This is a genomic window from Sphingopyxis soli, from assembly GCF_018682675.1.
GTDB classification, from domain to species: Bacteria; Pseudomonadota; Alphaproteobacteria; order Sphingomonadales; family Sphingomonadaceae; genus Sphingopyxis; species Sphingopyxis soli.
Map to the genome: position 1 here is coordinate 1 of NZ_JAFMTR010000020.1, position 21,370 is coordinate 21,370.

Annotated in this window: 22 protein-coding genes; 10 read left to right on the forward strand and 12 right to left on the reverse strand. The window is 65.2% G+C overall.

What is annotated here, in order from left to right:
• Positions 1 to 129: co-chaperone GroES (locus J1N50_RS02705; protein ID WP_215350247.1), on the reverse strand; the 129-nt coding region annotated here is incomplete at its 3' end.
• A 261-nt stretch (positions 130 to 390) separates the two neighbouring features.
• On the opposite strand from J1N50_RS02705, the gene J1N50_RS02710 reads away from it, so the two are divergent.
• Both J1N50_RS02710 and J1N50_RS02715 read left to right on the forward strand, forming a co-directional pair.
• Positions 391 to 618: a hypothetical protein gene (locus J1N50_RS02710; protein ID WP_215350124.1), complete on the forward strand. Its 228-nt coding sequence runs from the start codon at positions 391 to 393 to the stop codon at positions 616 to 618.
• Positions 615 to 884, forward strand: a complete 270-nt coding sequence (locus J1N50_RS02715; RefSeq protein WP_215350126.1) for an usg protein — start codon at positions 615 to 617, stop codon at positions 882 to 884. Before J1N50_RS02710 ends, J1N50_RS02715 begins: the two co-directional genes overlap by 4 nt.
• Here J1N50_RS02715 and J1N50_RS02720 read toward each other — a convergent pair.
• Positions 865 to 1,500, reverse strand: a complete 636-nt coding sequence (locus J1N50_RS02720; RefSeq protein WP_215350128.1) for a hypothetical protein — start codon at positions 1,498 to 1,500, stop codon at positions 865 to 867. The genes J1N50_RS02715 and J1N50_RS02720 overlap by 20 nt on opposite strands.
• 274 nt (positions 1,501 to 1,774) lie before the next feature.
• On the opposite strand from J1N50_RS02720, the gene J1N50_RS02725 reads away from it, so the two are divergent.
• A complete protein-coding gene (locus J1N50_RS02725) occupies positions 1,775 to 2,500 on the forward strand; it encodes an SDR family NAD(P)-dependent oxidoreductase (RefSeq protein WP_246553003.1) in 726 nt (241 codons plus the stop codon).
• Positions 2,501 to 2,582: 82 nt separating this feature from the next.
• Here the strand turns inward: J1N50_RS02725 and J1N50_RS02730 are convergent, their stop codons facing one another.
• On the reverse strand, positions 2,583 to 3,725 hold the full coding sequence (locus tag J1N50_RS02730; RefSeq protein ID WP_215350131.1) for an MFS transporter: 1,143 nt from the start codon (positions 3,723 to 3,725) through the stop codon (positions 2,583 to 2,585).
• The gene (locus tag J1N50_RS02735; protein ID WP_215350133.1) at positions 3,722 to 4,381 is read right to left on the reverse strand and encodes a TetR/AcrR family transcriptional regulator; all 660 of its coding nucleotides are present in this window, start codon (positions 4,379 to 4,381) and stop codon (positions 3,722 to 3,724) included. Before J1N50_RS02735 ends, J1N50_RS02730 begins: the two co-directional genes overlap by 4 nt.
• 153 nt (positions 4,382 to 4,534) lie before the next feature.
• On the opposite strand from J1N50_RS02735, the gene J1N50_RS02740 reads away from it, so the two are divergent.
• From J1N50_RS02740 to J1N50_RS02755, 4 genes are read left to right on the forward strand one after another with little or no spacing between them, the layout of a single operon-like run.
• Positions 4,535 to 6,757: a TonB-dependent receptor gene (locus J1N50_RS02740; RefSeq protein ID WP_215350135.1), complete on the forward strand. Its 2,223-nt coding sequence runs from the start codon at positions 4,535 to 4,537 to the stop codon at positions 6,755 to 6,757.
• 56 nt (positions 6,758 to 6,813) lie between these two features.
• Entirely contained in the window at positions 6,814 to 8,094 is a 1,281-nt protein-coding gene (locus J1N50_RS02745; RefSeq protein ID WP_246553006.1) for an aminotransferase class III-fold pyridoxal phosphate-dependent enzyme, read from the forward strand.
• 2 nt (positions 8,095 to 8,096) lie between these two features.
• The gene (locus J1N50_RS02750) at positions 8,097 to 9,047 is read left to right on the forward strand and encodes a carbohydrate kinase family protein (RefSeq protein ID WP_215350137.1); all 951 of its coding nucleotides are present in this window, start codon (positions 8,097 to 8,099) and stop codon (positions 9,045 to 9,047) included.
• Positions 9,044 to 9,694, forward strand: coding sequence for a class II aldolase/adducin family protein (locus J1N50_RS02755; RefSeq protein ID WP_215350140.1), 651 nt, complete (start codon positions 9,044 to 9,046; stop codon positions 9,692 to 9,694). Before J1N50_RS02750 ends, J1N50_RS02755 begins: the two co-directional genes overlap by 4 nt.
• Before the next feature lie 255 nt (positions 9,695 to 9,949).
• Here J1N50_RS02755 and J1N50_RS02760 read toward each other — a convergent pair whose 3' ends face one another.
• The 3 genes from J1N50_RS02760 to J1N50_RS02770 form a co-directional block, all read right to left on the reverse strand.
• The gene (locus J1N50_RS02760) at positions 9,950 to 10,963 is read right to left on the reverse strand and encodes an aldo/keto reductase (RefSeq protein ID WP_215350142.1); all 1,014 of its coding nucleotides are present in this window, start codon (positions 10,961 to 10,963) and stop codon (positions 9,950 to 9,952) included.
• 69 nt (positions 10,964 to 11,032) lie between these two features.
• Positions 11,033 to 11,401 (reverse strand): putative quinol monooxygenase, encoded by a 369-nt coding sequence (locus J1N50_RS02765; RefSeq protein WP_246553009.1) that lies wholly within the window; start codon positions 11,399 to 11,401, stop codon positions 11,033 to 11,035.
• Positions 11,402 to 11,409: 8 nt separating this feature from the next.
• Positions 11,410 to 12,207, reverse strand: a complete 798-nt coding sequence (locus tag J1N50_RS02770) for a type 1 glutamine amidotransferase domain-containing protein (protein WP_215350144.1) — start codon at positions 12,205 to 12,207, stop codon at positions 11,410 to 11,412.
• A 110-nt stretch (positions 12,208 to 12,317) separates the two neighbouring features.
• Here J1N50_RS02770 and J1N50_RS02775 point away from each other — a divergent pair, with 110 nt between their 5' ends.
• Entirely contained in the window at positions 12,318 to 13,223 is a 906-nt protein-coding gene (locus tag J1N50_RS02775) for a LysR family transcriptional regulator (RefSeq protein ID WP_215350146.1), read from the forward strand.
• 239 nt (positions 13,224 to 13,462) lie between these two features.
• Here the strand turns inward: J1N50_RS02775 and J1N50_RS02780 are convergent, their stop codons facing one another.
• On the reverse strand, positions 13,463 to 14,914 hold the full coding sequence (locus J1N50_RS02780) for a serine hydrolase domain-containing protein (protein WP_215350148.1): 1,452 nt from the start codon (positions 14,912 to 14,914) through the stop codon (positions 13,463 to 13,465).
• Positions 14,915 to 15,041: 127 nt separating this feature from the next.
• Positions 15,042 to 15,956 (reverse strand): LysR family transcriptional regulator, encoded by a 915-nt coding sequence (locus J1N50_RS02785; protein WP_215350150.1) that lies wholly within the window; start codon positions 15,954 to 15,956, stop codon positions 15,042 to 15,044.
• A gap of 132 nt (positions 15,957 to 16,088) precedes the next feature.
• Here J1N50_RS02785 and J1N50_RS02790 point away from each other — a divergent pair, with 132 nt between their 5' ends.
• Both J1N50_RS02790 and J1N50_RS02795 read left to right on the forward strand, forming a co-directional pair.
• On the forward strand, positions 16,089 to 16,619 hold the full coding sequence (locus tag J1N50_RS02790) for a cupin domain-containing protein (RefSeq protein ID WP_215350152.1): 531 nt from the start codon (positions 16,089 to 16,091) through the stop codon (positions 16,617 to 16,619).
• A 67-nt stretch (positions 16,620 to 16,686) separates the two neighbouring features.
• On the forward strand, positions 16,687 to 17,973 hold the full coding sequence (locus tag J1N50_RS02795) for an MFS transporter (RefSeq protein ID WP_215350154.1): 1,287 nt from the start codon (positions 16,687 to 16,689) through the stop codon (positions 17,971 to 17,973).
• 311 nt (positions 17,974 to 18,284) lie between these two features.
• On the opposite strand, the gene J1N50_RS02800 is transcribed toward J1N50_RS02795, so the two are convergent.
• From J1N50_RS02800 to J1N50_RS02810, 3 genes are all read right to left on the reverse strand, one after another.
• Positions 18,285 to 18,446 (reverse strand): Flp family type IVb pilin, encoded by a 162-nt coding sequence (locus tag J1N50_RS02800; protein ID WP_215350156.1) that lies wholly within the window; start codon positions 18,444 to 18,446, stop codon positions 18,285 to 18,287.
• Positions 18,447 to 18,486: 40 nt separating this feature from the next.
• Complete coding sequence (locus J1N50_RS02805) at positions 18,487 to 19,980, reverse strand: putative bifunctional diguanylate cyclase/phosphodiesterase (protein ID WP_215350158.1); 1,494 nt, start codon at positions 19,978 to 19,980, stop codon at positions 18,487 to 18,489.
• A gap of 127 nt (positions 19,981 to 20,107) precedes the next feature.
• Complete coding sequence (locus tag J1N50_RS02810) at positions 20,108 to 21,289, reverse strand: GGDEF domain-containing protein (protein ID WP_215350160.1); 1,182 nt, start codon at positions 21,287 to 21,289, stop codon at positions 20,108 to 20,110.
• Positions 21,290 to 21,370: the final 81 nt, after the last annotated feature.

Consider the following 21,370-nt stretch of genomic DNA (forward strand, 5'->3'; position numbering starts at 1 on the left):
GACGGCGACGACTTCGCCTTCCTGCGGCTTTTCCTTGGCGGTGTCGGGGATGATGATGCCGCCCGATGTCTTCTCCTCGGCGTCGATGCGGCGGACGACGACACGGTCGTGCAAGGGACGGAAATGCATGCATAACCTCCATGTTGCATAACGATATGATACAGACCGCGCGCCTGTCCGCGACGCGCGGCGCCGAAGAGCTAGGAAGCGATTTTTTTCGGTTCAAGAGGGTAGCCGGATTTTTTGGCACTCCTTACGGGAGAGTGATAAAATACATGTTCACGGCGGCATGCGCCCTCTTGACTCGACACGCTCGACTAGCAAAATCCATCGTCGCAGCGCCATGCCGCACGGCGAGAAAGGAATGGCGATAAGGAAGGAGGCACGATCATGTCGCAGCCATTTTCCCGATTTCTACACCCGTTCTACGTAGCGCATCGCCCGAGCCATGAGCCGGGGGGCAAGCGCGCTCTTCTCGCATTCTGGGCATCGGACTCTGCTTCGGTCCGCAATAAGCCCGCGCTCGGCAAACCGCCCCGCGCGCGCCGCGCCGTTCCGGTCGAGGATGTGCTCGCGGCGCTCCGCTCGCTCGATGGCGGCGAGGCGCGTTCGACATGACCGACCGCGCGCTGATCGCGCAGCTCGACGGCTATGGGCTGACCACCGCCGAGATCCATTATTACCGGCCAGATCATCCTTTGCTGCTCCAGCTGTACGTTTGGCAGGAATATGATCTTCCGCCAGACTTTCCGGTGCTGTTCGATTTTTTGGCGATGTGGCGCCGCCAGATCGAGGCGACGCTTCACTCGGTCCGGATCGCGCACAACGGGTTGATCCGGCCGGCCGAGTGGCGCGCGGTCGATGTCATCCGCATGATCGACTGACCGATCGATGTGAGCGTGTCCGGCCCGTCAGCTGGGCTTCGCCAGATAAGCGGTGCCGCTGCTGAACAGCGGCCCGCAGGATTGCCAGGCGTTTTCGAGAGTCTTTTCCTTCGATGATCCGATTGGCGCGGTCCGGTGTTATCGCTGCCGATCTCAATCTTGCGCCAGACGCATTTCCGACAGTGACCGGTTTAACCCTATCGTCATCCAAAAGCGGCCAGTCCAGAGTCGGCCATTTTAAGTTGCGCACGAGATTCTGGTCGAAATCTTCGCCGACGGAACTGCAGAACTCCATTTCCTTCTCGCTGCCGCGCTCGCGCGTCCACGAAGCTTGCGGGCGACGAGGAACTCGACTTGCCTGTGTGCTAAGCCGTGTTTTGCGCTGCGCAGCTTCGAAGACTTTGCTCGCCAGATGGCATTTCTTATCGCCCGTTATCCTTCTTCCCGCCATGGCGAAGGAGGGCGGCGGCATACCCCGTCGGCCTCCGCATGTCAGAAGTCCGTCGTCGGCATCGGCGCGACCTTCTCTTCCTTCGGCAATTTGACGTTGATCAATGTCTCGGTAGCGACACCCGTTAAAGTGTCCGGGCGCAATGGATTTCGCGACCCATGCCATTGTGCCTCAACCTTCCCAACTGCCCCCGCCGCGTTGGCGGGGGCGCTTTGGGAACAAGGTGGCCCCGCCTCGCGGAGTCGCTCCCGCGCGACGAGGTTAGAGATCAAACGGTTAGGCGGGCCAGATGTTGCATCATCCCTCATTTGGGTTAGGCGTCGCGTGCAACGCCCCGAGGGGCCCGGTTACATTCCCTTTGAGACACGTGGGATATTCTGCCGCCGCCTATTAAGGATTCCGGTACCTAGGTGGGTCAAGTGGCCGGAAGGAGAGGCATTTGGACGGCAAGCGCGCATTGGTGATCGGGAGCGGCGGTGGTATCGGCGCCGCGCTTATCGATCGGCTGGTCGCATCGGGTCGATTTAACCGCATCTATGCGGGGAACAGACGGCCCCATTCGTGGCATCATCCCAATGTGACAAGCCTGACGATCGATATATTGGACGACGCCACGCTTGCCGAGGCAGGTCGCCAAATCGCCCGGGATGGCGTCCTCGACCTTGTGATCGTGGCGACGGGGCTCCTGCACCGCGGAACGGACATCCGCCCTGAAAAGTGTCTTCGGCAGCTTGACGCCTCGGTGATGGCCGAGGTCTTTGCGGTCAACAGCATAGGGCCTGCGCTCGTCGCAAAGCATATTCTTCCTCTACTTGGCCGGAGGCAACGGGCGGTCGCCATATTTCTTTCTGCGCGTGTTGGTTCGATAGCGGACAACAGACTCGGCGGATGGCATAGCTACCGGGCCTCCAAGGCGGCACTCAATGCCTTGGTTCGCTGCTTCGCGATAGAACTCGCCCGCAACAGTCCGGACGCGATCGTCGCGGCACTGCACCCGGGAACTGTAGACACGCCGCTTTCGCAACCATTTCAGGCGCGAATAGCTGGATCATCGCTCTTTAGTGCGGATCACAGTGCGGCAAGCATTCTGGCCGTCATTGACCAGCTAGCGCCGACGGATAGCGGCGGGTTCTTTAGCTGGGATGGAAGGCCTATCCCGTTTTAACCGTTTCGAGACCTCCCAAGTCTCTGGCTGTCCGCGTTAGCGAAGATCGTGGGAGAAGCAGGTCGACTGGAAGCGGCCACTGTCAGCCGGTGGATCTTGCGCTCGTCGAGAGACCCGCCGCGGTCGCGAGAAGCAGGAAGGCGGAACCCGCAAATGTCAGTGCGGCATTGATCGAGTAAGCTCCTACGGCCACGCCGGCGAGCGAGGGGAGGAGGGCGGCCCCGCCAAGCTGGAAAGCGGTCAGATAGAGAACGGCGCGCCGACCGGGATCGATTTCGATAAGCCAGCCCGCAAAGAAGGGCAGGGTGAACAGCCAGACGAAGCCGAAGGCGATGCCGACCATGATGATCGCCGTCGCGCTGCCGCGCGCGAGATAGAAGGCGCCGACCAGCGCCGCGGCGGCGATTGCGCAGGCGAGAATCGTCGGGCGGTTGGGCAGGCGTTCGCCGAACCGCGCCGCGGCGAGCGCGCCGACGACCTGCGCTACAAGGCAGAGCGAGACGGCGGTCCCCTCGAAGGTCGGCGGATAACCATAATGGATGAGCCAGAGTCCGAAATAGCCCCAGACCGACACGATCGCGCCGAGGAACAGGCCGGCCGAGGTGAGGGCGGTAAGGCTGGCGGGCGTCAGTGCGCCGCGTTCGCTATCGGGCTCGGTCGGGCGGAGCGCGGCCGGGAGCGCCAGCGCGGCAGTCGCGGCGATCACGCCCGCGATCGCCAGCGCGACCAGCGCGGCGTCGACGCGCGACCCGGCGACAGTGACTGAGGGCAGAGCGGCCGCCACGATCGCCTGCATCAGCGTCTGGACGGCGAGGAAGATGGCGCTGGCGCGTTCGACCCGCGCGACGCGTGAAATCGCGACAAGCGCTATGGCGACGAGAATGCCCTCGCTGAACCCGGCCACGGCGCGCGTCATTGCCAGCATCGTCATTCCTGACTGTCCGATGAGGAAGATGTTGATCCCTCCCATCGCCAGACCGGCGCCGACCGCGACGAACCGCGCGCCGACGCGCCGGAGCAGTCCGATGCCGGCAAGCGAGCCCGGCACGATGGCAAGCATCTCGATCGTCACCAGATTGCCGACCTGTGCGTCTGCGAGACGCCCTTCCTGAACCAGCGCGCCAAGCAGCACGGGATGGACGCCGAGGACGAGCAGCGCACACGAACCGATCAGGATCGACAGCGCGAGGGCGCGGCCGGAGACCGGCGACAGCGCGGCGGTCATGCCGGGCGGTCCTTCGCGCGCAGCGGCAGATATTCGGGGAGGAAGGTCCGCGAATAGGCAATACGCGCGCGCCGCGCCTGCTCCTCCATTTCATCGGTGATGTGGCCGTGGCGATGGATCGACAGCGACCAGATCGCGTCGTTGATGACGATGACCTCGACCAGCCGGTCGTGCAGGTCCGGAATCTCGGGCATCACGAACATCTGCGTCATCAGTTCGATGCTGCGGCCCGCGGTAACGAAATTGCTGTCGAGATCCTGCAGCCGGATGTCGGACGACCATGCCGGCCCCTCCAGCAGCACCTGCCGCGCGGCGGGATGCTCGTTGAACCATTTTTGCGCTGCACGATATTGCAGCGTCTGCAGATCCTGCCAGCTTTCGATATTGTCGGGAACGTCGGTCAGCACCCGTTCCTCGAAACGCTTGAGATAGCGTTCGGCGAGTGCGCTGAACACGAGCTGCGGTTCAGGGAAGAAGTGATAGATCGACGGGGGTGAGATGCCGACCTCGGTCGCGATCGCCGGAATGCTGATCGCCGCCGGAGGCAGCGTGTCGAGCAGGCGCTCGGCACCGTCGAGAATCGCCTCGAACCGTGCCCGGCTCCGCTTTTGTGCGGGGCGCCTTATTTCGGCCCGGGCTACTTCATTCTTCGTCATGCGCGCTCCTGTCATGGGGCCATCATTGGCAAAATCACGCACAAATCAACCAAATTTCCGAACTTGAGCGGCATATTACTAAAATTCTTGACAGATCGACGGATTTTTGATCACAAAACCGGAAAATATTCTGATATTGAGAAGGGGACGTCGATGAAACGCGGATTCGCAATGCTTTCGGTCTCGCTGCTGGCGCTCGCGCCGGCCACGGCTTTTGCGCAGGATGGTGGCGCGGGTGCGGTCGCCGACGACGGGATCGGCGAAATCGTCGTCACCGCGCAGCGGCGCGAGCAGAATATTCAGGACGTCCCGATCAGCATCACCGCGATCAGCGGCGAGGCGCTGACCGAGGTCGGTATCCGCGATCCGCGCGACCTGTCGATCCTCGTCCCCGGCCTGTCGTCGCAGGCGGGCACGTCGGCGACGACCACCTCGCTGTTCCTGCGCGGCGTCGGCATCGGCGACTTCAACTCGAACACCACCGGTGCGGTCGGCGTCTATGTCGACGACGTTTTTCTCGGCGCGAATGCCGGTAAATTGTTCAACGTCTTCGACAGCGACGGCATCGAGGTGCTGAAAGGGCCGCAGGGCACACTTTACGGCCGCAACACGACCGCGGGCGCGATCCGATTTTCCTCGCGCAAGCCGACCGACGAATTCAGCGCCAATGCCGCCATTTCCTATGGCCGCTATAACGAGGTGCAGGTCGAAGGCGGCGTCGGCGGCCCGATCGCGGGCGATGTGCTGAAGGCGCGTGTCGCGGGCACTTATCTGCGCCGCGACGGCTGGCTGCTCAACCGTGTGACGGGGAACAAGCTCAACGACCTCGACATGTGGGCGGGACGTGCGATCGTCGATTTCACCCCAAATTCCGATATCCTGATCCGCGCGATCGTCCACGGCGGACAGAACCGCGGCGGGGCGCGCCAGTTCCAGCATCGCGGATCGGGGATCGACTTTGTCGGCAACCCGAATTTTGCCGATGGCGTGCCGCTCGACGGCCTCGGCTATGCCGACACCGACGGCGACCTCAACGCCGGCGATTACGACATCGAGGGACAGGAACGGGTCGATGTGTTCGGAGGCTCGCTGACCGCGAGCATCGATATGGGCGGCGTTTCGCTGACCTCGATCAGCGCCTATGAGCAGGTTCGCCGCCGAACGGTGGAGGACACCGACGCCAGCCCGAACAATGTGCTGACCGCGACCTATATCGACCGGCCGCGGCAGTTCAGCAAGGAAATCCGCCTCCAGTCGAAGGGCGAGAATAGGGTCGACTGGATCGTCGGCGGTTATTATTTCCACGACAAGCTGGTTACCGACAGCGCGTTCGACATCCTGCGCGTCTTCCGCGATCCCGACGACCTGCTCGGCACGCTCGACCCCGTCAATTCGATCGGCAATTTCGCCTATCCCTATACGCAGAAGACCGAGAGCTGGGCCGCCTTCGCGCAGGCCGACGTCAAGCTGACCGACCGGCTGACGCTGACCGGGGGCCTCCGCTATTCGAGCGACAGCATCGATTTCGATTTCCACAGCTTCTTCGACGATGTCATCACCGTTCCGGTGCTCGATTTCACCGGATCGAAGACCTTCAAGGACCTGTCGTGGCGCGCCGCGCTGTCGTTCCAGGCGACCGACAATCTGCTGTTTTACGCCTCCTCGTCGAAGGGCTATAACAGCGGCGGCTTCGCCGGCGGTTCGTCGAGCGACCCGGCGCAGCTCCAGCCCTTCCGTTCGGAAAAGCTCTATGCCTATGAGGCGGGCTTCAAGAGCGACTTGCTCGATCGCAAGCTGCGCTTCAATGCTGCCGCCTTCTATTATGATTATCGCGATCTGCAGGTGTTCGTCTTCGATACCTCGGGCGTTCTTCCGGTGCAGCGAAAGCTCAACGCGGGCAATGCCGAACTTTATGGGGTCGAGGTCGAATTGCAGGCGCGGCCGTCGCGCAATTTCAACGCCTTCGTCAACGCCAGCCTGCTGCATGCGCGTTACAAGGATTTTACTGCGCTCGCGGCCGAGGATTATTCGGGGAACAAGCTGGTCAATGCGCCTGACGTGGCGATCTCGGCGGGCTTCTCGCTCACTCAGCCGCTGCCGGGCGATAGTTCGGTGCGCCTGCGCGTCGATGGCAGCCTGCAGTCGGAGACGTTCCTGACGCCCGACAATGTGCAGACCAATCGCGTCAAGCCCTATGGCGTCGCGAACGCCCGCCTGTCGTGGCTGTCGCCCGACGAGGATATCGAGATTGCGCTGTGGGCGAAGAATTTCACCGGCACGCGCTATATCACCTACATCTCGCCCGTCGTGACGATGGACCAGATCAATTACAACGACCCGGCGACATACGGCATTCAGGCCGTCGTCAAATTCTAGGAACCCTTCCCGGCGCGTCGCAGGGACGGCGTGCCGGGCCAACAAGCGAGATCGACATGAAAAGGACGCAGGATGCGGCGCTGCGCGCGCGCGCGCTCAAGGTCATTCCGAACGGCATGTACGGCCATGAATCGGTGCGGATGCTGCCCGACAGCTTTCCGCAATTCTTTAGCCGCGCCGAAGGTGCCTATATCTGGGATGCCGACGGCAACCGCTATCTCGATTTCATGTGCGCCTATGGCCCCAGCCTGCTCGGCTATCGCGACGCGCGCGTCGAGGCGGCGGCGCGGGCGCAAGCCGAACTGGGCGACACGCTGACCGGGCCGTCGCCGCTGATGGTCGAGCTGGCCGAGACGCTCGTGTCGATGGTCGAGCACGCCGACTGGGCGATGTTCTGCAAGAATGGCACCGACGCGACGACGATGGCGATGAGTAGCGCGCGGGCGCAGACGGGCAAGCGCATCGTGCTGGTCGCGCAGGGGGCCTATCACGGTGCCGCGCCCTGGTGCACGCCGATCCGCGCGGGCACGGTGCCCGAGGACCGCGCACATGTGCGCACCTATGGCTATAACGACGTCGCCAGTCTGGAAGCCGGGGTGGCGGCCGCCGGCGACGACCTCGCCGCGATTTTCGCGTCGCCGTTCCGTCACGATGCCTTCATCGACCAGGAGGCGCCCGATCCCGCCTATGCCCGCCGCGCGCGCGAACTCTGCGACGAAACCGGCGCGATGCTGATCGTCGACGAGGTGCGCGCGGGTTTCCGCCTCGCGCGCGGCAGCAGTTGGAGCGACCTCGGCGTCCAGCCCGACCTCAGTGCGTGGGGCAAATGCTTCGCCAACGGCCATCCGATTTCGGCGCTGCTCGGGTCGGATCGTTGCCGGGAGGGCGCGGGCGCGATCTATGCGACGGGCTCCTTCTGGCTGTCGGCGGTGCCGATGGCGGCGGCGATCGAGACGCTGCGCATCATCCGCGAGACCGACTATATCGAGCATAGCGTCGTGCTCGGCGAGCGGCTGCGCACCGGGCTCGACGCGGCGGCGGCAAAGCATGGTTTCACGCTGCGCCAGACGGGCCCCGTCCAGATGCCGCAGATCATGTTCGAGGGCGATCCCGATTTCCGCGTCGGTTACGGCTGGGCCGAAGAAATGCTGGCACGCGGCATCTATATGCATCCCTGGCACAATATGTTCCTGTGCGCGGCGATGACCGAGGCCGATATCGACGCCACGCTTGCGGCCGCCGACGCGGCCTTCGCCGCCGTCGCGGAACGCCGCGGGATGCTGGAACCGCATCCGATCCTCGTCATGCTGGCGGCCGCGCAGGCGGAGCACGCCTGATCGTGGACAAGCCGCTCGACCTGCTCGCGATCGGGCTGACGACGATCGACATCACCGTCCATCCGGTCGCCTCGCTGCCCGAGGGCGAAGGCGGGCAGCTCGTCGAGACGATCGCGCTGTCGCCCGCCGGGACCGCGGGGGGCACCGCGCTGGTTGCGCGTGCGCTGGGGCTGGAGGTTGCGATCGCCGCGGCGGTCGGCGCCGATCCGCAGGGGCAATTGGTGCAGTCGATGTTCTATGCGGCGGGGGTCGATACCAGCCTGCTGGAGATCGACCGCGAGCGGCCGACGTCGACCACGGTCCTGCCGATCCGTCCGAACGGCGACCGTCCGAACTGGCACATGATGGGCGCGAGCATCTTTGCGCCGGTCACCGACGCGGTCGTCGCCGCCAGCCGCCGCGCTGCGGCGGTTCACTGGGCGGCGGTCGGTTTTCCCGGCGTGGCGGGGCACGGCGCCGGGCTGCTCCGCGAGGCGCGAGCGGGCGGAGCCTTCACCTCGTGCGACCTGATTGCGCCGACCGACGCGGCGCAGGCCGATCTCGACGCGCTGTTGCCGCACGTCGACCTGTTCATGCCCAGCCTTGCCGAAGTGCGCGCGCTTGCCGGGACCGACGATCCGGTCGAGGGGGCGCATCGCTTTATCGCGCGCGGCGCGGGCGGTTGTCTGGTCAAGATGGGCGCCAAGGGCGCGCTGCTCGTCCTGCCGGAGCTTCAGGTGCATGCGCCAGCGCACCGGATCGATCCGGTCGACACGACCAGTTGCGGCGACAGCCTGTGTGCCGGTTTCCTCACCGCGCGGCGGCGCGGGATGGACGAGGCGTCGGCGCTGCGGTTCGCGGTCGCGACGGCGGCGCAGGTGGCGCTGGGGGTCGGGACGTTGGGCCGGCTCGACGGCTATGATAGCACGCTGGCGTTCATGCGCGATGTGCCGACGACTGGAGAGGCCCGATGACCGAAGACGAAGCCCGCCAGCAACTGGTCGACGCAATGCGCGCCCTCGATGCGCGCGGGCTCAACCGCGGGACGTCGGGCAATCTGTCGGTGCGGTTCGGGACGGGCATGTTCGTCACGCCGTCGGGGATCACGCCCGACCGTTTGACGCCCGACCTGATGGTTTTCGTCGATGCCGACGGCAGCGTCGCGCCGGATGCGGCCAGGCCGTCGAGCGAGTGGCGGATGCACATGGGCCTTTACCAGCGCCGCGCCGATGCGCAGGCGATCGTCCATTGCCACGCGCGCCATTCGACGATCCTCGCCTGCGCGCACCGCGAGATTCCGCCGCTGCACTATATGGTCGCGGTCGGCGGCGGCGCAAGCGTGCCCGTGGCGCCCTATGCGACCTTTGGCAGCGACGATCTGGCCGACAATGTCGCGGCGACGCTCGATGGCCGACGTGCCTGCCTGATGGCCAATCACGGCCTGATAACGCTAGGGCCCAGTCTACCCGTCGCCATGGCAATTGCTGAGGAAATCGAGGAACAGGCGGCCGTCTACTGCGGGACGCTGGCGATCGGAGGTCCTAAGCTGCTGGACCGTGCAGAGATGGGCGGGATTCTGGATGCCTTTGGGCGATATGGTCAGCGTGACCCCGAGCGTTGAGAGGCGATGCGGGAAATTACTGAACGTCCGCTCGCGTGCTTCGACGCTCATAAGCGGAACAGCCACTATCGGCCAGTTTTGTCCTGGCTTCATTCAAGGGAGGCGCGTTGAATGTTGCGATCTCCCTCGTGCGCGGGTGCCATCGAGTTCGCATATGATGGACGCGCGTACGGCGACTGCGAGCGGATGGGCTCCGTCCATGCGCCTTGACGGGCCGACGGAAAAGTCCGGCGGCCCGTCTGCTGTTCGCCCCGCTTATCCGGCCATCGGCAGCGGCGCGTCGGGGTTGACGAGCCCCGCGGCGCGAAGCTCGCGCCAGAAGTCGGCGGGAATGACCTCGCGCAGCGCGGCGCGATCCTCGGCGATCCGGCCCGGGCGGCTGGCGCCGGGTATCACCGCAGCGACGGCGGGGTTGGCGAGCGCGAATTGCAGTCCCGCCGCCTTCATGCTGATCCCGTACCGATCGGCAATGGCCCTGATGGCCGCAACCTTGGCGAGGATCGCGGGCGTGGCCGGCGCATATTCGAAGTTCGGCCCACCGACGAGCGCCCCCGAGCTGTACGGGCCGCCGACGACGATACCGAGCCCGCGTTCGGTCACCATCGGCATGACGCGCTGAAGCGCGCGGTCGTGGTCGAGCAACGTATAGCGCCCGGCGAGCAGGAAGGCGTCGGGGCGCGGCTCTTCGAGCGCGAGCAGCGTCTCGATCGGCTCGACGCGATTGACGCCGAGGCCCCAGGCCTTGATCACGCCTTCGTTGCGCAGCCGGTCCAGGGCACGGAACGCCCCCTTGCGGGCGCTCTCGAAGATGGCCAGCCATTCGTCGCCATAGAAATCCTGCGCGACGTCGTGGACGAAGGCGATGTCGATGTGATCGGTCTTCAGCCGCTTCAGGCTGCCCTCGATCGAGCGCAAGGTCGCGTCCGCGGAATAGTCGTTCACGATCTTGTTCGGGCGGCCATATTTGAAGACATCGCCTTTCTCGCCAAGGTCGCGGGCGCTGACGTCCTCGACCTCGTCAAGGATCACCCGGCCGACCTTGGTCGAGATCACATACTCTTCGCGCGGACGGCCGGCGAGCGCCTCGCCCATGCGGATTTCGGCAAGGCCGGCGCCATAGAAGGGCGCATTGTCGAAATAGCGGATGCCGTCATCCCAGGCGGCGTTCACCGTCGCCTGCGCTTCCTCCTCGGGAATGTCGCGGAACATATTGCCGAGCGGCGCGGCGCCGAAGCCGAGCTTGCCGGGCAGGATATCCTTGATGCTCATAATCTTGTCCTTTCGTCGGGGTCGGGGGACAGGCAGGAGGTCGGCGCTCGTGCCTGCGGGGAGGGTGGTTCAGGCTTCCGGTTTCACATCGACCGGGGTCAGGGCAAAGGCGGTGCGGTCCGCAAGGTCGTTTATCTGCGCGAGATAGGCCTGGAAATGCGGGGTTTCGCGGTGTGCGGCGTTTGCCGCCGCATCGATGTAGAGCTCGTCGAAGAGGAATCGACCCGGATCGGCCTGATCCTGCCACAGATCGTAGCGCAGGTTGCCGGGTTCGGCGCGGCTGGGGGCGATCATGCTTTCCAGCAACGCCTTTAGCGCATCGACCTGTCCGGGACGGGCGGTCAGCGCGGCGACGACTTTGACGTGTTCGGGCATTGGGGTTTCTCCTTTCGGGCCGTGGCGGCCTGCGGGGCGCCAGCGCAGCGCCCCGCCGGTCATTCGCGTTCTCACGCCGTAACGAGCGACCGATCGAGCGCAGCGACGAAGGTCGCCGCGATCGGGTGGTCGGACCGCGGATTCTGTCCGGTGATCAGCTCGCGATCGACGATCACGTTCGGCGCAAAGTCGACATCGGTGGTGACCACATTACCACCCGCGGCGGTCAGCGCCGAGGGCATGTCGAAATGCATCCGCGCTTGGAGGATTTGATCCTCGACGACCTTTTCCTCGCTCGCCGAGAAGACGGTCATCCTGTAGCCGACATATGGCCAACCCTTGGCGAGATCGCGTGCTTTCTCGACATCGCCTGCGATCATTGCGGCGCGAAATTCGGCTGCCTTCGGCATCGCCGAAACGACCGCCATCGGGCCGTGGCACAGCAGCGCGGTCGGCTTGGCGCGGTCGTGGAAGTGGCGCAGGATTTTGCCGGTTTCGGCGTCCTGCATCAGATCGACCACGGGCGCCTGGCCGCCGGGGACGAAAACGCCGACATAGGCGTCGAGACCTTCGTCGATCACCGAGCGGAGTGTACGCACCGCGGTCATCGCCGGATGTTCGGCCCAGAAGCTCTTGGCGCGGTCATAGGCGTCCTGGTCGCCGCCGAAATGGTCGACCGCGTCAGATGCCGGGTCGAGATGCGGACGCGTCCCGTCGGGGGTCGCGAGCACGACGTCATAGCCGGCCTCGATGATCGCCATCGCGGGAACGACGGTTTCGTTGAGATACTGGCCGGTGGCCCGCCAGCCGCCCTGGACTTCGATCCGGGTGGCGTTGGAGCCGATTACGAGCACTCTACCCTTGGTCATGGAAACCTCCTCTGGCTGCATCCTTTCGGACGCGGGCGATATGCTCCCCCATCACATATTCCAGAACTCTATTTGTTTTTATTTCAGATATTCTTATGACAATATAACTGATGCGCTACGACCTGAACCTGCTGCCGATCTTTGTCGCGCTGATGGAAGAGCGCAGCGTGACGCGCGCCGCCGAGCGGCTCGGCATGACGCAGCCCGCCATGTCGAACGCGCTCGGGCGCCTGCGCGCGATGATGCAGGACCAGCTGTTCGTCCGCGAACGCTACGGGATACAGCCGACGCCCGTCGCGCTGGATCTGGCGCCGGGAATAGCCGAGGCCCTGGCGGCGCTCGACGATGCCGTGCTGGGGCAACAGGAGTTCGACCCGGCCACCGCCGAACGCCTCTTCACCATCGCGCCCAACGGCTATGTCGAATATGCGATGGTGCCGGCGATTGTCGCGCGGCTGGGCGAGGTCGCGCCGGGGATCAAGCTGCGGTTGACGCCCTATGGCAACGATCTTGCCGACACCGGCGTCGTCTCGGGAACGACCGCTCTGGTCATGGGGCGGATCGTCGATCCACCCGACAATCTGGTCGTCCAGCACCTGATGGACGAGAGGCTTGGCTGCGTCGTCAGGTCGGAACATCCCGAGATTTCCGGCCGTATCACCCGCGAGCAGTTCGAACGGCTGAAGCATGTCAACGTCATGCCGCCCGGCCGTTTGCGGGCCGGCCTGTTCCAGGCGTTGGCGCAGCAGCGACTGAAGCGCGAGGTTGCGATTTCGGTGACGACCTTCTTCGCGGTGGCGGAGATGATCGCAGTGACCGACCATATCGGAACCTTGCCCCGGCTGATCTGCCGCCGCCTCGAGGCTGATGCGCGTTTGAAGATCGTACGGCCGCCGGTCGATCTCGGGACCTTTCCGGTCGATATGGCTTGGCACGTGCGATACCGTCACGATCCGGCGCACCGCTGGTTGCGTCAGCTGATCGGGGACGTGGTGCGCTCACTGGCCGGTGGCTGACGCGTTTTGGCGGAGCGGCCGGGCTGCGAATTCATGACCAGCGCCTTTCCGCTGGGGACTGGACGCCATTGCCTGTGCGCCGAAATGCTGTCGCCAGCGATGGAGGACATCGGTGCCCGCAAGAGGTCAAATCCGGTAAGCGTCGCAGCGGGACGCCCGCGTGAGACCAACTCATGCAGGGAGGCGACAGATTGTACGGGGCGGCTTTTTCGATTTCGATATCGGAGGCGGCCATTCGATCAGTCGACCCGCTCCGCCAGATTGGTGCCTCCGCCAAAACCCAGGGAAAGCGCAGTCGCCTGCGGCTCATCCGGATCGATTGCCTCTATCGTCATCACGCTATCCGGAGAGAACAGCCTGCCGCTGCTCTCGGGCAAAAGCGATCGTCCGACATGACCGTCGCGCGCCCAGTATAGATCGCCTCCGTTATTGCGTGAGATGCGGAAGCGCTCGGTCGGAAAATCCTTTAGTCGGAAGGTTCCGGCGAAGCGGGTTGCGATCGCGTCGGTGAGCGGCACCGTCGCCTGCGCCGGCATCTGTTTGCGATCGGGCCAACGATAGACGTCGCCAATGGCGCGCATGATCTCGTTGATCAGCCACCCTCCGTCATAGCCGTTGGTCATGACGACTGCGCCTTGGCAACTGTCCGGGTAGATGACGAACATCGATGTGTAGCCGATCGTCCGGCCCGTGTGGCTGATCTGCCGAGGTCCGTCTGCCGGACCGAGATCGACGCCGAGACCCCAATTGCCCGGACCGCGCGTCATCAATTGCGCCGCAGCCTCTTTGCCGAGGATGGCGTCGTCCTCGCCGCGGGCGGACCGCGCCAGTCCGATCGCGAAGCGGGCGAGATCCTTGGGCGTGGTCCAGAGGCCGGCCGCAGCCTGCTCGGGATAGACACGCCATTTGCCGGAAAGCTCCGAGCCGTCCGCCGCGGTCCCGTGCGCCGCCGACCCCGACCTGTCCGCGGCAAGCGGCTGGTCAAACCTGCTGGCCTTCATCCGGAGGGGTGAGAGGACGAGCGCGCGCATGAGCGGAGCGAAGTCCTCGTCCGACGCCTCGCGCATCACTGACTGGATTACGACATAGCCGCCGCCCGAATAGCTCCAGCGGCTGCCGGGTTGGCCGTCCACCTTGATTGCGGGCGTATTCGCCGGAGTCTCCCCCGCGAGGATCTGCGCAAGGGTGGGCAGCGGCGCCCCCGGCTCATAACCTTTCATGCCGGCGACGTTCGTGCCAGCCGTGTGTCCGAGCAGCTGGCGCAGCGTCACGGCTCCACGCGTACCGTCGTATCGCCAGCTTTTCGTGTAACGACGGATATCCTCGTCGAGTCCGAGAACGCCCTTCTCGACCAGGCGCAATGCGCCGATCGCGGTGACGGATTTGCTGATCGAGCCGGCCTGAAACAGCGTATCGGGCGTCACCGGCTCGCCTCCCCAGGATTTGAGGCCGAACCCGCGCGCGTCGACAATGCGGCAATTCTCGATCACCGCGATGCTCACGCCCGGGACGCGGTAGTGGGCCATGCGATCGCCAAGCTCGAACCGCCGGTTCTCGGCGCCGGTAATCGGCACCGTGCGCCGGAGCATAAGTTCGATGCGCGGCGGGTTGCCGTCCCCGGCTGCGCTCGCCGGTCCTGTGGTTGACACAAGCAGGGCCAGAGCCAGGGTCGACAGGGTTTTGCCAGGCATGTTCGATCCTTTGCGATCGGCGCTCCGGTCGCTGTTTGAAAGCGCGGGGTTACCGCGCCCGCCGACATGATGGAACACGCATCACTTGCACATCATTCGTGCGTTTGGCGCCATGTGTCCGTTGGTTCTATGGGCCGGGGGCTGCCCGGAGCACGGTATCGCAGGCTTGCCTGACAAGTTGACGCAGCCAGCGGTGCGAGGCGTCCCCCTCCATGCGGGGATGCCAGAGCAGGGATATGGTAAAGGCGTCGGTCTCGACGGGCAGCGCGAACGTCTCCATCCCGTCACGCAGGCCAAGCGTGTGCCGCTCTGGAACCGTGGAAACGAGGTCGGACCCGCGCGCCAATGCGAGCGCCGCGGCAAAGCCATCGACGGTGGTGACGATCGTTCGGGCGAGGCCGATCGTCTCGAGTGCCTCGTCGATCGCGCCGAGGCCAAGGCCTTGCCGTGTGACCAGCACATGGCGGCCTTCGGCATAGCGCTGTGCGGTCATTCTGCCTTTCGCAAGCGGATGACCGGCGCGCACCACGCCCACATAACGGTCTTCGAATAGAGCCTGCGCGCGCACTTCAGGGCCGATCGAAGTTCCGACAACGCCGGTTTCCAGATCGATCGCGCCGTCGCGGAGACCTGTGCTGTCCTTGTCGAGTTTGCGGATGAAGCGGATGCGGACCCGTGGTGCTTCCTCGGCGACGCGCTGGATCAGGGCTGGCCCGATCGTTTCGGCGAAGCCGTCGCTGGTTCGCAGTACAAAGGTCCGGTCGAGGCGATAGAGATCGACCGTGTCGGCGGGACGCAGGACGGCGCGGGCATCTTCGACGAGCCGGTGGACCTCTTCGCGCATCGCCTCTGCGCGCGGGGTCGCAACCAGCCCGCGACCGGCGCGGACGAGCAGGGGGTCGCCCGTCACCGTCCGGAGGCGGGCAAGGGCGCGGCTCATCGCGGAGGGACTGAGGCCGAGCTTATGCCCTGCACCGACGACGCTGCCTTGTTGAAGCAGGGCATCGAGGGTGAACAGCAGATTGAGATCGGGACCGCTCATGGTCGTGGCAATAGCACAGGCTCCTTCTGTGGCATAGCGTCATACGCAATGATGGAGTGCAAATGCTGCGGCTTCCGCCATGTCGTCGTCGATCTATCTTCGGTCGCGATCACAACGAGACTGGAGGTTGTCATGACTGGAACATCGCTCGACCTTTTCGCCGGACGCGTGCGCGACAATTGGGGGGCGTTGACCTCCGAGCTGATCCAAAATTGCCGTGTGCGCCTCGCTGAATTGCTCCAGGCACCGCGAACCGAGGCGTGGCTCGCCGACCTCTGCCACGAACGCCCGGAAAGCCGCGAGCTTTACCGCGATCCGGTTCACGGCTTCGTCCTGCTCGCGCACACCGAGGCTGAAGGGCGCTATCGCATGCCGCACGACCATGGCGAGAGCTGGGTCATCTACGGCGTTCTGCACGGCGAAATGGAAATGGGAACCTACGCGCGTGTGCAAGGGCCGGGCGAAGCGCCTCGTCTCGTCAAGCGCGGATCGACGCTGGTTCGGCCGGGCGACGTGCAGGTCTATCTGCCCGGCGACATCCACGACACCCGGTGCGTCAGCGGACCCGCAATCCAGTTTCGCTTTACGGCGCGCGATCTTCGCCTCGAGACGACGATGGTCCGCTACGCCGACCAAGGCGGCATCTGGGTTCCGTCGGCCTGAGGCCGTCGGCGTGTCGAGCCTTCTTGTCCGGTCTGTCGCTTTGCGCCGCCGCGCCGCTATCGCGAGCGTGCTGTTCGCGATGGCGGCGGCAGTTGTCGACGCGTCAAGCGTCAACGTCGCGCTTCCGTCGATCGCCGGCGCGCTTCGGGTCGAGCCCTCGGCTGCGGCTTGGCTTCTCATCGCCTATCAGGGGGCGCTGGCCGCGGGCTTGCTGCCGCTCGCGGCGATCGGCGAGCGTTTTGGCTACCGTCCGACTTTTGTCGCGGGGGCGGCTCTGTTCGCGCTCTGTGCTGCGGGATCGTCGCTGGCGCCCGATTTCCCTTCGCTCATCGCCTTCCGGGTTGTCCAGGGCGTTGGCGCCGCGGCCATCATGGCCCTGGGGGTAGCCCTGCTCCGCCAGACGGTCGCGGAAAAGGAATTTGGCCGGGCGATCGGCTGGAACGCCATGACCGTCGCGCTCTGCTCGGCCGCAGGGCCGACGATCGGGGCGTCGCTTGTGGGTTTCGGCAGTTGGCGGTTCGTTTTCGCGGGGAGCGTGCTGCTGGCCGGGATCGCGCTGCTGGCGGCGGTTTCGCTGCCGTCCCGGCGGAGCGAGAGCAAGGAAATCGACAGCGTCGGCCTGCTCGCATATGCAGCCATTGTTCCCGTTTTCATCATTGCAGTCGGCCTCGCGCGTCAGTCGGCGGCTGCCGCTGCAGTTCTGCTGGCATTTGGCGGCGCAGGGCTTTGGCTTCTCGTCCGCCGGGATGCCCGGCGGCACACTCCCTTTTTGCCGCTGACGCTCTTTCAGTCGGTCGGCTTCACGCGGTCGGTGCTGGCGTCGGTCTTGTGCTTTGCCGCAATGAGTAGCGCGCTGCTGATGTTGCCCTTCGCCCTCCACGACCGGCTCGGACTATCGGCCCGGGATATTGCCTTCATCATGACGCCCTGGCCACTTGCCGTGCTGTTGACGACGCCGATCACCTCTCGCCTTTTGGAGCGCGCTCGGCCGGCGTTGCTCTGCGTCGAAGGGGCTTTGGTGCTGGCAGGCGGCTTCGCCTTATTGGCGGCGGCTCCACCCACTTGGGGCGTGGCCCTATATATCCCTGGCGTCATCCTCTGCGGGGTTGGGTTCGGCCTGTTTCAGACGCCCAACAACCGAACGTTGTTCCTGTCCGTACCCGTTGACCGTGCGGCATCGGCTGGCGGCGTGCAGGGAACGGCCCGACTTGCGGGGCAGGTCACCGGGGCTTTGACCGCGTCGATTCTGCTTTCGGCAGTCTCCGTGAAATTGGCCGCGCCGATCGCATTTGCAATCGCCGCGCTTGCCGCGCTTTCGTCTGCTGCGATCAGCTGGTCGAACGATCACCGATAAGACAATTGTTCTTCCAGTCGGCCTGAAGCCGCACTGCCTGAAACCGGCCATCATCACATCGTGCGGCCCGCCAGCGTTTTTCCGCAGGCGGGTCACCATCCAAAAAATGAAATCGCGCCAATGGTCGAGAGGCGCACATCATATATCGATGGATCTTGTCGGCTTGCGCGCCTTTGCCGCGGCATCGGATACGGTGCGCGAGCGCGCCGCATCCGCGACGGGCGGGATGTACGTGGTTGTGACGGGGTATCCAGTTTTTCCGGGACGCGGGCCCGGCAATTTCACGCCGACGGATGCAGCGATCTGCGCTTTCATCGGCGGAGCGCGTTCGCGATCGTCAGAAAGATGGTTTCAAGATTGAGACCCAGCGACCGGAAGGCGATGATGCACGCGACCGAGATCAGCGCGGCGATCAGGCCATATTCGATAGCGGTGGCGCCCTTTTCGTCTCGCAGCAGGCGTGGCTTCGCCATCGGGTGGGTTCTCCTGTTCTGAAAGGCACAAAGGTTGAATTCAGGGGTCCGGGCTCAGCTCGCGCTGCGCGGAACTACGGAAGGGATCCTTGCCGGGACGACCGAAGAAATAGCCCTGCGCCTGCGGGCAACCGGCGTCAAGCAGCATCCGCCGTTGCTCCTCGGTCTCGACCCCTTCTGCGACGATCGGCACGTTGAAGCTGCGCCCGAGCCCGACGATCGCGCGGACGATCGAGGACGCGGCCGCGTCGTGGCGCATCGCGGCGACGAAGCTGCGATCGATCCTGATCTTGTCGAAGGGGAAGGCTTTCAGATTGCCGGGCCACGAAGGGCCGGTGCCGAATTCGTCCATCGCGATGCGCACACCCGCCGCGCGGATTTCGTGGAGCGTCTGCAGCGCGCGCCCGCGGCTGCGCAGAAGCGCGGCCTCGGGAATCTCCAGTTCGAGCCGATGGCCGTCGAGGCCCGCCCGGTCGAGGGCGTCGCGAACGACCGCGACGAAATTGGGTATGCGGAGCTGCACCGCCGAGATCTTGAGCGCGACCGCGAGCGTGTCAGGCCAGGTCGCGGCGGTCGCGCAGGCCTGGCGCAGCATCCATTCGCCGATCGGGACGATCGCGCCGGTTTGTTCGGCAACAGGAAGGAAGGCCTCGCGGTCGATCTCGCCGAGCCGGGGATGGCTCCAGCGAAGCAGCGCCTCATAACCGACCACCGATCCAAAGGCGGCGGCGACAAGCGGCTGGAATTCGAGGTAAAGCTCGTTGCGCGCGACCGCAAGCCGCAGCTCGCGGTCGAGCGTGCGGCGTTCGCGGGCGACCCTGCCCATCTGCCGGTCGAAGAGCGCGGCGCCGCCGCGCCCGTCAGCTTTCGCGCGGTAAAGCGCGATATCGGCGTTGCGCCGGATCGTCGCGGCATCGGCGCCGTCGCGCGGGTAGAGCGCGACGCCGATGCTTACCCCCACCGCCATCGGGTCGCGCGCGCGGTCCATCTCGGTCGACACCGTGTCCAGAATACGGTTCGCGAGCTTGCGAGCATCGTCGGGGCCGGAGATGCCGGTCTGGATGATCAGGAATTCGTCGCCGCCGACCCGCGCTACGATATCGGTGCCGCGAACCGCGGCGCGAAGCATGTCGGCGACGCGGCACAATATCGCGTCGCCCGCGCCGTGCCCGAAGAGGTCGTTCACCGCCTTGAAGCGGTCGAGGTCGAGCGCGAGCAGCGCGAAGGGCTTGCGCGCGTCGATCGCGTCATCGAGCGCATCGGAGAAATGCGCGCGGTTCGAGAGGTCTGTGAGCGTATCGTGCGAGGCGAGATGCTCGATCCGGCGCAGGGCGCGGTCGCGGCCGGGGAGGTCGCGGATCGCGAGCCGTCGGCCGACCGCTACGCCCGCGAGCGCGATGTTGGCGGCGGCGATCGCGGCGATCAGCCATCCGGCACCGCCCGACGCGGCAAGGCCGACATTGCCGAGCATGAAGATCGCCATCACGAAGGCGAACGGCCGCAGGCCGCGCCCATGGCCGAGGGCATCGAACATCACATTGCTCCCCTGGTCCCCGAAACCGTTGTGGAAGGGAGCGACGAAAATTGCCTCGGCTATTCGGTATTACCCCATGAAGCAGGAACCGCTTGCGGACGCGGTGACGCCCCGGGGCCGCGGCCGGTCAGCCGCCGCCCGCCGCGAGCCGGACCGGCATCGGGCTGAACGCCCGCACGCGGTTGCGGCCCGCGCGTTTCGCTTCGTAAAGCGCCTGATCGGCCTGCCGCAGCAGTTCGGATAGCCCTTCGTTGGCGCGGCCCGCGGTGATGCCGATGCTCGTCGTCGGGACGAGGCTGGGCGGGATATGCTCGGCGCACGAGGTCGGGAAGCCGATGCGGATGATCTCGGCGAGTTGGCGCGCCACCTCGATACTCGCGCCGGGAAGCAGGATCGCGAATTCCTCGCCGCCGATGCGCCCGGCGACCATGTCCGCCGGACCGAGCTGTCGCACATGCGCGCCGAACGCGGCGATGATCGTATCGCCCGCCGCATGACCGTGGCGATCGTTGACGTCCTTGAAATGGTCGAGGTCGGCGATCAGCAGCGCGATGCTGTTATCCCCGTCGGCGGCGCGGCGGAGCGCCGTGGTCGCGTTCGCCTCGAATCCGCGGCGGTTTAGCAGGCCGGACAGGTCGTCGGCATTGGCTTCGACCCTCAGCTGGCGCACCATGTCGATCGCGACCGCGACGGTCAGGCAGATCGCGGCAACGATCGACACCATCGCCTGGCTGAACTGCACCGTGGTCCAGTAAAGCGACTGCTGGAAACCCACATAGCTGTCGAAGCCGCCGCGCAGCGACAGGAGTACCACCGGACGGACGATCAGGTTCACCGCCGAAAGCCCCGCGACCCAGAAGATCAGCTTGTCGATGAGGAAAGGCTTCGCCACCGGCCACAGCGCGCGCACGACCATCGATGCGATCAGTCCGGCGCCGATGCTGATCGCATAGATGCGCGCGCTGATGCTGGGGTGACCGAGCAGGAACCACAGGAAGCAGGCCATCGAAATCGCGCCGGTGATCGCCATCGCGCGCCAGGGTACGGGCAGCGCGTAGCGTTTGATGATCGCTGCAGCGAAAAAGACGCCGGTCAGCAGGAAGCCGAGGTTGGCGGGAATCCGCTGCAGCTCCATCGGCAGCGCGGGCGCGACATCCTGGATCAGGAAAGCGACCGCCGAGCAGAAATAGGCGGCGGCGGCATAGGCGATATAGCGCTCGCGGCGCTCGCGCCACATCCAGACGAAAGCGGCCGCGAACAGCAGGTCGATGCCCGGGTTGAGCAGAGAAATGAATAGCTGTCCCGTCAATGCGGCTTCCTGCGACCCCCGTCTGGCATCCTGCCCGCGCATGGATAACAAGTCGTTACAAGGACATCGGAAAATCGGAAG